11 protein-coding genes and 1 pseudogene are annotated in these 12085 nt (G+C 41.6%); 5 read left to right on the plus strand and 7 right to left on the minus strand.

The genetic code is table 11. The features are described 5' to 3' along the window. Window positions 1-63: 63 nt before the first annotated feature. The 5 genes from KDN43_RS05000 to KDN43_RS05020 all read right to left on the minus strand — a co-directional run bounded on the left by KDN43_RS05000 (window position 64) and on the right by KDN43_RS05020 (window position 3356). A complete protein-coding gene (locus KDN43_RS05000) occupies window positions 64-1407 on the minus strand; it encodes a permease (protein ID WP_238868569.1) in 1344 nt (447 codons plus the stop codon). Between the two features lie 75 nt (window positions 1408-1482). Then, window positions 1483-1716 (minus strand): thioredoxin family protein, encoded by a 234-nt coding sequence (locus tag KDN43_RS05005; RefSeq protein ID WP_238868570.1) that lies wholly within the window; start codon window positions 1714-1716, stop codon window positions 1483-1485. Window positions 1717-1770: 54 nt separating this feature from the next. Further along, window positions 1771-2469, minus strand: a complete 699-nt coding sequence (locus KDN43_RS05010; RefSeq protein WP_238869407.1) for an aromatic aminobenezylarsenical efflux permease ArsG family transporter — start codon at window positions 2467-2469, stop codon at window positions 1771-1773. 25 nt (window positions 2470-2494) lie between these two features. After that, window positions 2495-2938 carry a nitrophenyl compound nitroreductase subunit ArsF family protein gene (locus KDN43_RS05015; protein ID WP_238868571.1) on the minus strand — a complete coding sequence of 148 codons (444 nt, stop codon included), beginning with the start codon at window positions 2936-2938 and terminating at the stop codon, window positions 2495-2497. Between the two features lie 97 nt (window positions 2939-3035). After that, complete coding sequence (locus tag KDN43_RS05020; RefSeq protein WP_238868572.1) at window positions 3036-3356, minus strand: ArsR/SmtB family transcription factor; 321 nt, start codon at window positions 3354-3356, stop codon at window positions 3036-3038. Window positions 3357-3536: 180 nt separating this feature from the next. Here KDN43_RS05020 and KDN43_RS16535 point away from each other — a divergent pair, with 180 nt between their 5' ends. After that, on the plus strand, window positions 3537-3995 hold the full coding sequence (locus KDN43_RS16535) for an AbiU2 domain-containing protein (RefSeq protein ID WP_286832337.1): 459 nt from the start codon (window positions 3537-3539) through the stop codon (window positions 3993-3995). Between the two features lie 141 nt (window positions 3996-4136). On the opposite strand, the pseudogene KDN43_RS16540 reads toward KDN43_RS16535, so the two are convergent. Together KDN43_RS16540 and KDN43_RS05030 are read right to left on the minus strand one after the other, a co-directional pair. Continuing rightward, window positions 4137-4604, minus strand: a pseudogene (locus tag KDN43_RS16540) (nucleotidyl transferase AbiEii/AbiGii toxin family protein); the annotation flags it as partial. A 33-nt stretch (window positions 4605-4637) separates the two neighbouring features. After that, complete coding sequence (locus KDN43_RS05030) at window positions 4638-5402, minus strand: type IV toxin-antitoxin system AbiEi family antitoxin (protein WP_238868574.1); 765 nt, start codon at window positions 5400-5402, stop codon at window positions 4638-4640. A gap of 484 nt (window positions 5403-5886) precedes the next feature. On the opposite strand from KDN43_RS05030, the gene KDN43_RS05035 reads away from it, so the two are divergent. From KDN43_RS05035 to KDN43_RS05050, 4 genes are all read left to right on the plus strand, one after another. After that, window positions 5887-8682, plus strand: coding sequence for an alpha/beta hydrolase family protein (locus tag KDN43_RS05035; RefSeq protein WP_238868575.1), 2796 nt, complete (start codon window positions 5887-5889; stop codon window positions 8680-8682). 157 nt (window positions 8683-8839) lie between these two features. Further along, window positions 8840-9739, plus strand: a complete 900-nt coding sequence (locus tag KDN43_RS05040; protein ID WP_238868576.1) for a bifunctional enoyl-CoA hydratase/phosphate acetyltransferase — start codon at window positions 8840-8842, stop codon at window positions 9737-9739. Between the two features lie 98 nt (window positions 9740-9837). After that, entirely contained in the window at window positions 9838-10917 is a 1080-nt protein-coding gene (buk, locus tag KDN43_RS05045) for a butyrate kinase (RefSeq protein ID WP_238868577.1), read from the plus strand. Further along, window positions 10918-12078: a hypothetical protein gene (locus KDN43_RS05050; RefSeq protein ID WP_238868578.1), complete on the plus strand. Its 1161-nt coding sequence runs from the start codon at window positions 10918-10920 to the stop codon at window positions 12076-12078. Window positions 12079-12085: the final 7 nt, after the last annotated feature.

Genomic DNA, 12085 nt, shown 5'->3' on the forward strand with positions numbered 1-12085 from the left:
AGTAAACAGATTATTTTTTTAATGTGATACCCTATAACAGAATCGCCTTGTAACGATTTCTGTTTAAAAAAAAGTACCATAGAACAATCCGGAGAGGGTTGCCATAACAACAACGAGAGAAACGTAGACGATGGTCTTTTTCGTTCCCATCACTCCGCGGATCACCAGCATGTTCGGCAATGAGAGCGAGGGACCGGCGAGCAGCAGTGCAAGTGCAGGCCCCTTTCCCATACCGCTGGAGAGTAGTCCCTGTACAATAGGTACTTCAGTGAGCGTTGCAAAATACATAAAGGCCCCGGTGAAGCTGGCGAAAAAATTGGAGAAGAAGGAGTTTCCACCTACAGCCCACTCGATCCACCCGTTGGGTACCACTCCGGGGATAGCCACATTGTCGTGAGTCGATCCCAACAGGAAACCGGCGGTCACCACACCGATGGCTAGCAGTGGCATGATTTGTCTAGCAAACCCCCAGGCCGAGATTGTCCATGCTTTGTTTTCCTCATCGTTCCTATCGAAGAGAGTTATCACAGAAAGAGCAGCGATGCCCACTATCATGGGTACCAGTGGCACCATTTTGGGATTGGGAATGAGCCGGCTGGCAAAAAGTATTGACAGCGCTGTAGCGGCCGCTCCCAACAACACCCATTGCCATTTGATTTTTAGTACCCTTATCAGTGAGAAAGCCAGCATTAACCCCAGAAATCCGGTAATATGCCATTTATAGGTGAAAAAATAAAACCAAACGCTTGATGTGTCTCCTGTTGCAGGTGCGCCCCAGTTAGCAGCCACCATAATCAGCACAAGCGTGAAGAAGTGGAACATGGTCTGCGATATAGGCCTTTTTGCCGGTGGAGCATCGAAGTTCATCTGCTCCTCCTGCTTTGCTTTCTCCTCTTTGCGAAAGATAAAGGCCATCACTAGTCCGATAATAACCGAGAAGAGTATAGCTCCTACCATTCGGGCAACACCCATCTCAGTACCGAGGATTCTCCAGGTAAGAATGATGGAGAGGATGCTGATGGCCGGTCCCGAGTAGAGAAAAGCCACAGCTGGTCCCAGCCCTGCGCCACGCTTGTAGATACTGGTAAAGAGAGGAAGTATGGTACATGAGCATACAGCCAAGATGGCACCCGAAACAGATGCTACGGAGTATGAAAGCCATTTTTTAGCATTTGCCCCGAAATAACGGATTACTGATGCCTGATTAATAAAAACGGCTATTACTCCGGCAATGAAAAAAGCCGGAAGCAGACAGAGGATTACATGCTCCTGAGCATACCATTTCGAAAGATCGAGCGCAGCATAGATAGCAGTCATAAAACGCTCGTTGCCAATAGGCATAAAGAAGATAACCCCGAAAATAAACACCACCCACACCAGATATTTCAGTTCCTTTTTTGATTCCATTTTTTTATTTTTTAGACAATACAATATCGTTCCGCATCATTGATGCGGTAATTTAGACACCAGAATATATGCGACTTATAAGCCTATTATCTTTTTAATTTCCTTTTCTGAGGGTACATGACCTTTAATTTTCACCTCACCATCAACTACCACGGCCGGGGTGGCTATAACATTGTACTTCATGATCTCCATGATGTCTTCCACCTTGCGGATCGTTACTTCAGCTCCAGTCTGCTCCACAACTTTTTTGATGGTGTCGCAGGTCATTACACATTTTTTGCAACCGGGTCCCAATACCAATATTTCCATGATTTTATTTTTTAAAATTTTATTGTTTTGTGATAATATCCTTCTGAAATTTTCTTAAAGGCTTATTATGATGTAATAAGCACCCACAACCATAAAAACTGCCGCAACCCCACGCTTGAACCATTCCTGGAAGCTGTTCATCTTTTTATAGAACGTACCGATATTACTCACGCTGTAGGCCAGCAGCCAGGCGATAATGATCACCGGAAGGCCTGTGGCCAAAGCGAAAACAGGTGGGTATATGAGTCCCGATGTGGAGACAATCGTCATGGGGATCAATCCCCCGAAATAGAGCATCCCGCTATAGGGACAGAACGCCAGAGCGAACAGCAGTCCCAGTAAAAATGCATCCCAGTAGGTTTTCTTCCCTTTTTTATTGCTAAACTTCTCCGTTAAATTGCCCACTCCGGGTATATTTAACTTGATAATGTCGAGCATAAAGATACCAATCAATAGCAATGCGATCCCAAGCCAGATGACACCGATACCTTGTAGTGCAGACGCAATTTTGAACTGACTGGCACCGAAAAAGAAGAGTAAGCCCAGCGCCGTATAGGTGAACATCCTTCCCAGCGTGTAAAAAAGGCCATTGAACAACACTCTTTTTTTGATACCGATATCCTTACTCAGATAGGCGGTGGCCGTAATGTTGGTAGCCAGCGGACAGGGACTGATGGCAGTCATCAGCCCAAGCAGGAACGCCGTAAGAAGCGGCCAGCCGGAGCTTTCTGTCAGGCTATGCAGAAGATTCATCATAATTCAGCTCTGTTTTTGTCTGTTAAAGCCTCCGATCCACTTCACTTTTCAGCATCTCTTTCACTCCAGCCGGATTGGCAAATGCGTTTTGTGTTATGTCGATATGGTCGTCACCCTTAGCAACAATCAGCGCGTTCCATGTTACACCATACCTTTCAACAAGTTCTTTGTTGGCGGCTTCTTCGGTCAGTATTTCTAAAAACTGTACTTTCTGGTTGTCACCATACATCTGCTCAACCGCCTCCTGGGTGAATTTTTGAACAGCAATGCAGGTCTTGCAGCGTTGTTTGCCATGAAAATAATAAACATAAACCGTCACAGGATCAGCATTCGTAACAGAGACTACCTTTGAGCTGTTTACTGAAGATTCTGTTGTCGCTTCATTTACATCTGCTTTATTCTCTTTACCATTTCCACAGGCAGTAAATAATAATACTGCCACGAACATCATAAGAACTTGTTTCATAGGACTGTTTTTTTGTTTGTTTAATGAAAAATGATTAGTTTTTATTTCGGATTGATTGATCTGTTTCAGCCAATTTTTGGGTGAATGCAAAAAAAAATCAGCTGTAACTGTTAACCTTTGCTATCTGATCGATAAAGGTTCTCAGCAACTCTCCCACGCTCTCCCAATTCTCTTTGTTGATGCAATACCTGACGGTGGGAGGAGTAAATTCTCCCTGAATCAGCCCCGACTCCTTCAGTTCATTTAAATGTTGAGAAAGAGTGCTTTTGGCTACTGGAATAATTTCAGACATATCGCCGTGATAACAACAATTCTCGTTGGCCAACAGCTGCAAAATGGCTATTCTTACCGGATGGCCCAGTGCCTTGGCAATACGGGAAAGTCTGATCTGCTCTTCGGTGAATTCTTTTTTTGACATGATAACTTTTATAGCTTAGAATTTATAATTCTTTTCAGTTCGCAAATATACGAATAGTTTTTCAGTTCGCAAATATACGAACAATAATATTTCCAAATTTTAGAACGCCACCAAACATCTTTTTATCAGGCCGATATTCAATACATTACATAATTTGCCATAATATATGCAAAACCTTATATGACTGATGTATTAGGTGATGATTTTGGCTCTTTTCTATATGTTATCTCCAATCAAATTGCTTGGTTGTCCTTAAAATTGGATGAGTATTGTCAGTTGTTTGCTGTAAAAGAAACGAGGATTGAATTGCTGAATCAGTCGGCTCCTTCTTTCTTCTTTCTCATTCAAAGAACACTATTGGAGAGTATCATTCTTGGAATAGCTAAACTTACCGATTCCTATAAATCCGGCAGTAAAAAAAATATAACGCTGAATACTATTACCAGTTATATTAATGATGAAGATTTGAGAGAGGACATTCAAAATGATATTCGTGAACTTACTCTTAAAGCTCAATTTTGTAGGGATAGGAGGAATAAAATTATCGCTCACATGGATTTTGACTTTACCCTTGATACAAACAATATTGAAAAACTTGAACCGGCAACAAAAAAGGAAATAGAAACAGTTATTATATGAAAACGGAATTTTAGTCATTCCGGAAAATTGTTTCACAAGTGTTTCCTGATAATCTACCCTGTTAGGTTGAAGCGACTCGATAATAGGACGGTCGCCACCAAATAGACAATAGAGAAACCCTCTTTTAACCTGGTCAAAGTTAGTAATGAAATCAAACATCAGTTTCACATCAAACAAATCACGGGGATGTTGGCGGTCGAGAGCTGCAGTAATTTTCGCGCCGTAGAGTTGGGAAAGTGAAACAATTCTTGCCTTGTTTGCAGTTTCAAATTCATTTTGTGCAGCATTACATAGTGGTCTTATCGAAGCCGGATCAATCAGCCCGCGTTTCGTTCCGCTCACTTCAATTTTAACCATAACCCCTCTACGTGTACAGTAGATTTTATTCGGCTTCTCTCTAATGACAATATCCGGGACAACCGTCTTGATTTTTTCCTTGATGATAGCCAGATTTTTATGGATATCCGCAAACGAATCTTCCCTGGGTTTTATTGGAATGTAAGTAAGGTCAACGTCAACGGAGTACCGAGGGAGGTCGAGGATATACAGGTTAATTGGCGTTCCACCGTGAATGGCAAAACTATCCACTTCCTCTAATGTCGGGATAATTCTAAGGAGTAATTCAACCTGTTGCGATACATCCTATTCATAATATACTAAATCTCTTGGTAAGGTTATCTGATATTTCGGATCATAAACACCATTCTTCACGTTTGAACGTTTCCCTTTACCCAGGTCTATCCTGTCCAAATTCAAATCATGGAACCACGAGTGCCCCGCTTTCTCTGCCATATACAGGAACAACCGCTTCACTTTTACCGAACTGTTTTCCTCTAATAGCTGTTGCAGTAATTTTGGCCTCAAACCGTTAAGCATTTCCATGATCTGGTATAAATCGGTAAGATTGTAATGTTTGGGAGCAAGGTCTAAACTTTCCAGAAATGCTCTTTCAGGCAAGGAAACCGGCACTTCGAAATTGTTTTCATTGATTGAGGATATCCCCGTTTTGCTATATTTGGAGTATTTCTTCAATATATCAACACCCCAGTCATATTTCGAAAACCATTTTGGGAACCATTCACCCCGGGGGCAATATATTACTATTGTCTGCCGGCCAAGCGGAACGTAATGGGCCAATCCCCTCATTTCCAAAGCAGATACAGCCCCTATATGGAATTTCTTACCTAACTGGCTATTATAGCACGACAGAGCACTAAACAAGGTCGGCTCTTCACCTGTCCTGTACATCACACCATCATCTATAGCCATAAGCCATTGCGAATTACGGTAATGTCTCTGCAGAGAATAGGATATCCCATTTTGATTTAACCACGAGGCAAAGTACAATGCTCCGGTTGGAAATTTCTGAAGTAATGAGTTTATTTTTGTTTGTCCTGTTGCAGTCATACTGCAAATACACTAAAAATAATAAACTATATGCGTTTCTATTAGAATTTTTATGTTTCCAATAAAATGGAATTATTTATTGTTTATTGGAGCAATACTTCGGTAATATTTTTAAAATAGTTTTTATAATTCGCTGAATATCAATCGAGTATGACGCTTTTTGGGGATATGACATAAATTATTGACTGTCAGTATTATAAATGAAGTTCTAACGAAGCATAATTATAAATAAGAATCTATTTTTTATAATTCAAGTTTCTCATGTTAAGTATTCAACTAAATATTCGACTGACAATGTTTTGTGGCTTTTTGAAAGTTCCTCTTGTTGTGAAAAAGCAATTAATCTTTCCTCCTGACTCAGTTTGCTTTACAGAACCCTCACTTTTAACTCTCATCAACGAATTCCAACAAATTCGTTTTTGCCTGGTTTCACTTGGTCAAGTTGAAGTTTTATTGTAATTTCGATGCCATTAAAATGAATTATATGCAACGTTTCTTTTACCACAGGCTCATTATTTTTATAACTTTAATTACATTCAGCCAGTCAGCATTCACCCAGAAAAAACAACTCGACCACTCCGTTTATGACGATTGGAAAAGCCTACAGGATATTTCCATCAGTAACGACGGCAGATTTATAAACGCAGTTATCAGCCCACAGGAAGGAGATAGCATGCTTTATATCTATGATTCAAAGGAATGTAGAGAGTTAAAGATTCACCGTGTAAATAAATATACTCTGTCGGCAGATGGACGATTTACCGTAGGAATGTTAAAGGCCCCTTTTTCAGATGTACGTCAGGCTAGGATAAAGAAAAAGAAAGCCGATGATTTTCCCAAAGATTCGTTGGTTATTGTCAATAATGAAACATTTAAGTTTTGCAAAATTGCAGATGTGAAATCTTACTCAACATCAACGGAGATGGGCGCCTACATTGCCTATAAAAAATCTGCACCAAAAGATACGGTAAAGAACAAACAAAACAAACCAAAGGATTTTCTGATTATCAGAAACCTGAGCACCTCTGAAGAGGATACCGTTAAAAATTCAAAAGAATTTGCTTTTAACAAGTACGGAAATTCACTGGCTATTTCAGTGGAGCCTGAAAAAAACGATTCCACCGATACACACAAAGTGTTGTTTATCGATTTGAAAAACGGGGCCAAAAAGCAGATTTCAGCTGATAAAATGGAATATAAATCATTTTCTTTCGACGAGCAGGGAAGTCAGCTTGTTTACATAGCTACAAAAGATACTTCTAAAATTGAACAAAAGGTATTCGATGTAAGGTATTTCAAAAACTCAATGGATTCGGCAGTTATAGTTGCTTCTAAAACATCAAAAGGGTTGCCTGAAAATTGGATTTTCAATGAAAACTCAAAGCCATATTTTAGTAAAGACGGTGAACGTATTATTATTGGAGCTGCTCCAAAACAAATACCTAAAGACACAACAATTGTTGATTTTGAAACAGCCATCCTCGATGTTTGGCACTGGAAGGACCCGGTTGTACAGCCGCAACAACTTTTGAGGCTAAAAAACGAATTACGCAGGACCTATACCGGCGTTATTGATCCCGGCCGCCCTCACGAATTTGTTTCCATAGCCAACGAACAAATGCCCAATGCTTTGTTTTCAGATGAAGGAAACGGGCGTTTTGTCCTTCTTACTTCGGAATTACCTTATGAGATTGAAAGCCAGTGGAATATTTCTCAAAAAACGGATGCGTGGATTTACGATATGCAATTCCATCAATTGACCGAAATTGCTAAACCTGTTGAGGGAAGGCCTCAGATTTCGCCATCGGGTAATTTTACCTACTGGTGGAATACCTCTGTAAAACAGTGGTTCTCTTTCGATAACAAAACCAGAAAAATCGTCTGTCTGACTAAGGAGATCCCGGTCAACTTCTGGAATGAAAAAAATGACACACCAAGCAAACCCGGTGCGTACGGGATTGCGGCATGGGGACAGGATGACAAATTCGTACTTTTATACGATGCCTTCGATATATGGAAAATTGATCCTATCGGAAAAGAGATGCCGGAGAATATCACTAAAAATAACGGGAGAAACGATTCAATTACTTTCCGGTACATCAACACCGATCCAGAAAAGCTTTTTATTGAGCCAAAAGATGTTTTGCTCTTATCGGCATTTGACAATAAAAGCAAAGAAAGTGGTTTTTATACTCTTAAACAACAAGGCAGAAATCCATTAGTAAAAAGGGAATTGGATAAATACAAATATACTTCTCTTAAAAAGGCAAAAAACGCGGAAGCATTTGTTTTTCAAAAAAGCAATTTTAATACGTCACCAGATTTGTATTTAACCCTGAATTTTTGGAGATCGGTAGAAAAACTAACCTGTATCAATCCCCAAATGAAAGATTATAGCTGGGGTACAGCAGAAATTTTTGAGTGGACAACATTCGATGGTAAACAATCACAGGGAATTTTGTATAAACCCGAGAATTTCGACTCTGGGAAGAAATATCCGGTAATGATATATTTCTACGAAAAACATTCCGATGACCTTTACCGCTATTTTGCTCCTGCGCCAAGCCGATCAGTTATTAATATTCCATTCTTCGTTAGCCGGGGATACATTGTTTTTACACCGGATATTCACTACGGGGTAGGACAACCCGGCAATGATGCGTACAACTACGTTGTTTCGGGAGCGAAGGCATTGGCAAAAAACAGATGGGCAGATCTGGAAAATATGGCCATACAGGGGCAAAGCTGGGGGGGCTATCAGGTGGCATATATAATTACCCGCACAAATATGTTTAAAGCTGCCGGAGCCGGTGCGCCAGTGTCAAACATGACAAGTGCTTACGGCGGAATCCGCTGGGAATCGGGGCGCAGCCGCCAGCTTCAGTACGAACAGACACAATCAAGAATTGGCGCTACAATGAGCGACTCACTGCAACTTTATATTGAGAACTCTCCTGTTTTCTTTGCTAATAAGGTAAACACACCGCTGCTTATTATGCACAACGATGATGACGGTGCAGTGCCCTGGTATCAGGGAATTGAGTATTTTATGTCGCTGCGTCGCCTGGGAAAACCTGTATGGATGCTCCAATACAACAAGGAAGCCCATAACCTGAGCCTGCGCCGTAATGCCAAAGATCTTTCCATCAGGCTGCAACAGTTCTTTGACCATTATCTTAAAGGTGCTCCCGCTCCTGTTTGGATGACACGTGGTGTGCCGGCTATTGAAAAGGGAAAATCGTGGGGATATGAAATTGATAACTCAACAACCGGGAGATAGGTAAACCGAAGATAGGTAAACTGAGATAGGACAACCGGAATAGACAATTTTTTATCCAGTTTATTTACTTTTTGTCAAAAAAATCAATAGATAATGTCGGATAATTGCCAGATTATTTGTTTATTTGTAAGTGAAATGTTACAAAAAAACAGTTATTATGATCCGCGATTTAACTGAACTGCTCCGGAAAGCCAAAAACAGGCCAAAAAGGACGGTAGCTATTGCTGCTGCTGAAAATGAACATGTGCTTAAAGCTTTGAAAGATGCTGTGAAAGAGGAAATTATAATCCCTTTGCTTATAGGAGATAAAACTAAGATTGAGCGAATAGCTTTTTCAATAGGTTTTGATTTGAGTAATTTTGATATTATCGACAACCGGGAGGGTGCTGCTGTTTCTGCACGAATTGCCGTGGAGAACATAAAAAATGGAGATGCAGATATAATAATGAAAGGATTCGTTAGTACCGGTGAACTTTTGAAAGCGGTTCTTGACAAAGAATCTGGATTACACTATAATCAGTTGCTAAGTCATGTCGCTTTTTTTCAATCTCCTTACTACCATAAGATTTTTTGTGTGACCGATGTGGCGATGAATATTGCACCTGGTCTTTACGAAAAGGCACAAATTATAGAGAACGCGGTAAACGCATGTCAACTCCTTGGTATTGAAAAACCAAAAGTGGCTGTGGCAGCTGCTGTGGAGAAGGTAAATCCAAAAATGGAGGCTACGGTACATGCTGCCCAATTAAAAGAAATGAACCTTGACGGACGGATAAAAGGGTGTGTGGTGGATGGCCCCTTCGCGATAGACATAGCAGTGAATAGGGAGGCAGCACGAAACAAAGGTATTGAGAGTGAAGTTGCTGGCGACTGTGACATCATACTGGCACCCGATATTGAGGCGGGGAATATGTTTTACAAAGCACTTAACTTTTTAGGCGGGGCAACAGTAGCCGCTGTTGTGATGGGTGCTGCAGCACCTGTTGTGCTGACCTCCCGGTCAGACGATGAGCGGAGCAAGTTGTTCTCAATTGCACTGGCAGCCTGTCTAAGATAATATATTATTGGCCCTTGTTGCCGAAGCAGCAGCTTAAACAGCTATATCCCCGGAAAGAACATTAAGATGTATATAAAAAAATAAAAACATATAAACATATGGGAACAAATACACGTATTCTTGTCATTAACCCCGGGTCAACGTCGACTAAGATAGCAATTTACCAGCAGGAAAAGGTGATCTTCCTTAAAACAATCAAGCATGCTCCCGAAGCATTACGAAAATTTGAAAAGATTACAGATCAGTATGAATACAGAAAGAATATCATTTATGAGGAACTAAAGGGTGCTGACGTCCCCGTTGAAACCATTGATGCAGTGATAGGGAGGGGAGGGCTGGTGAAACCTATTGCATCAGGTGTTTACCGGGTGAATGAAGCAATGCGAAAAGACCTTTTTGAATGCAAGCGTGGAGAACACGCCAGCAACTTAGGAGCGCTTATTGCGCACGATATCGCGAAGCTGCTCCCCTCGGCAGAAGCATTCATTGCCGATCCCGTTGTGGTGGATGAGTTACTGCCTTTGGCAAGATATTCCGGACATCCGCTATTTGAAAGAAAATCAATTTTTCATGCGTTGAATCAGAAAGCAATAGCCCGCTCACACGCAAAATCTATCATGAAAAAATATGATGACCTTAATCTTATTGTGGTACATCTTGGAGGTGGAATTACTGTAGGCGCACATCAAAAAGGAAAGGTGATTGATGTAAACCAGGGACTTGATGGTGATGGCCCTTTTTCCCCGGAACGCTCCGGCTCATTGCCAGTGGGGCAATTGTTGAAAGTAGCTTTCAGTGGGATATACAGCTACGAAAAGATGTCTGAAATGGTTGTCGGTAAAGGAGGAATGATGGCTTACCTGGGAACTAATGATGCTTATATTGCCGAACGTGAAGCGAGAAATGGTGATAATAAATGTATGGAAGTGCTGGAGGCGATGGCTTACCAGGTGGCAAAAGAGATAGGTGCCATGTCTACCGTATTGAAAGGGGAGATTGATGCGATCCTTATTACTGGCGGAATTGCCAATAGTAAATGGTTCTGCAATCTGATCAGCCAACGGGTCTATCGGATTGCACCGGTTCACCTCTATCCGGGCCAAGACGAAATGGGAGCCCTGGCGGAGAATGCATTGCTTGCCCTCAATGGAGAGATTGAGATAAAAGAATACAAATAGATGTATCTTTTTAATCCCTGGCACGATCTTGCCCTTGCAAATTTTGAAGCTAACTATACACCACCTGCTGCTGCTGTGAAGATGGCCGAGGATCTGGCCGTTTTGCCGGTATGGTATGGGAAAGGTGATTTGGTGATAGCGGAAGGAGAGTTAAACCGGTCATTTGTCGATGCCATTAAAAAGATATTCCCTGTTTCCTCTGATCTGATTCCATTCAGTGATATTTGTTTGCACCCCGGTGAGGAGATTATTCCCTGGGGATGGAGTCCGGCATTACGTAAAAAGCTTCTGGCTCAGGGTGCCGCTGAACAGCAAATTCCTACGATTGAAGATTTAAGGCGATTAAGGGAGTATTCGAACCGGCAAAATGCTGTGCTACTGCTGCGTGATTTAAAGGCCGGGGAAGTGGAATTTTGTGGGGAATCATATTTTTTCACAAACATGGAGGAGTTGTTGGCATATCAGCACTCTACTCCCGGCAACAAGGTATTGAAGATGCCACTCTCCGGCAGCGGAAAAGGATTGATATGGATATTGGGGGAGATAACTGACAAGCAAGTTGATTGGTGCAGACGGGTTATCAGATTACAGGGTGGGGTGGTAGCGGAGCCTGTTTTGAGCAAGATACAGGATTTCGCAATGGAGTTTTATATTGATAGGGGAAAGGCCAGCTTTGTAGGTTATTCTATTTTCGGGTCTACAGCATCGGGCGCATACAAGGGGAATGAACTACTTTCCGATAGACGGATTGAAGAAAAACTTTCCGCTAATATTTCTTTTACCCTGATGCAGCAGCTTCGAGAGACTCTTTTAGTGAAGCTTGCCGGTTATTTTCCTTTATATACCGGTTATGCGGGTGTCGATATGATGATTTGCGAAACGGCAGGAGGGTACCGTGTCCAGCCTTGTGTGGAGATCAATATGCGAATGAATATGGGTGTAGCGGCACATCTATTCTTCGATAGTTTTGTTAATTCTTCCTCGGAGGGGAAGTTCGTTGTGGACTATTTTAAAAAGCAGGGAAGCGCCTTGTCGTTCCATGAAAAAATGCAACGGGAATCCCCACTACAGGTAACAGGTGGAAAAATACTTTCCGGATACCTGTCATTGACTCCCGTTGCAGCAGATAGCCGCTACACTGCATATGTAGTAGTGGGTTAATCAACTA

This window comes from Proteiniphilum propionicum (genome assembly GCF_022267555.1).
In the GTDB taxonomy this organism is placed as follows: domain Bacteria; phylum Bacteroidota; class Bacteroidia; order Bacteroidales; family Dysgonomonadaceae; genus Proteiniphilum; species Proteiniphilum propionicum.

Bases quoted from the DNA above. Each gene is read 5' to 3' on its own strand.
- buk (WP_238868577.1), top strand. From the start codon at position 9,838: ATGGGAACAAATACACGTATTCTTGTCATTAACCCCGGGTCAACGTCG.
- KDN43_RS05000 (WP_238868569.1), bottom strand. From the start codon at position 1,407: ATGGAATCAAAAAAGGAACTGAAATATCTGGTGTGGGTGGTGTTTATT.
- KDN43_RS05035 (WP_238868575.1), top strand. From the start codon at position 5,887: ATGCAACGTTTCTTTTACCACAGGCTCATTATTTTTATAACTTTAATT.
- KDN43_RS05030 (WP_238868574.1), bottom strand. From the start codon at position 5,402: ATGACTGCAACAGGACAAACAAAAATAAACTCATTACTTCAGAAATTT.
- KDN43_RS05015 (WP_238868571.1), bottom strand. From the start codon at position 2,938: ATGAAACAAGTTCTTATGATGTTCGTGGCAGTATTATTATTTACTGCC.
- KDN43_RS05020 (WP_238868572.1), bottom strand. From the start codon at position 3,356: ATGTCAAAAAAAGAATTCACCGAAGAGCAGATCAGACTTTCCCGTATT.
- KDN43_RS16535 (WP_286832337.1), top strand. From the start codon at position 3,537: ATGACTGATGTATTAGGTGATGATTTTGGCTCTTTTCTATATGTTATC.
- KDN43_RS05050 (WP_238868578.1), top strand. From the start codon at position 10,918: ATGTATCTTTTTAATCCCTGGCACGATCTTGCCCTTGCAAATTTTGAA.
- KDN43_RS05010 (WP_238869407.1), bottom strand. From the start codon at position 2,469: ATGAATCTTCTGCATAGCCTGACAGAAAGCTCCGGCTGGCCGCTTCTT.
- KDN43_RS05040 (WP_238868576.1), top strand. From the start codon at position 8,840: ATGATCCGCGATTTAACTGAACTGCTCCGGAAAGCCAAAAACAGGCCA.
- KDN43_RS05005 (WP_238868570.1), bottom strand. From the start codon at position 1,716: ATGGAAATATTGGTATTGGGACCCGGTTGCAAAAAATGTGTAATGACC.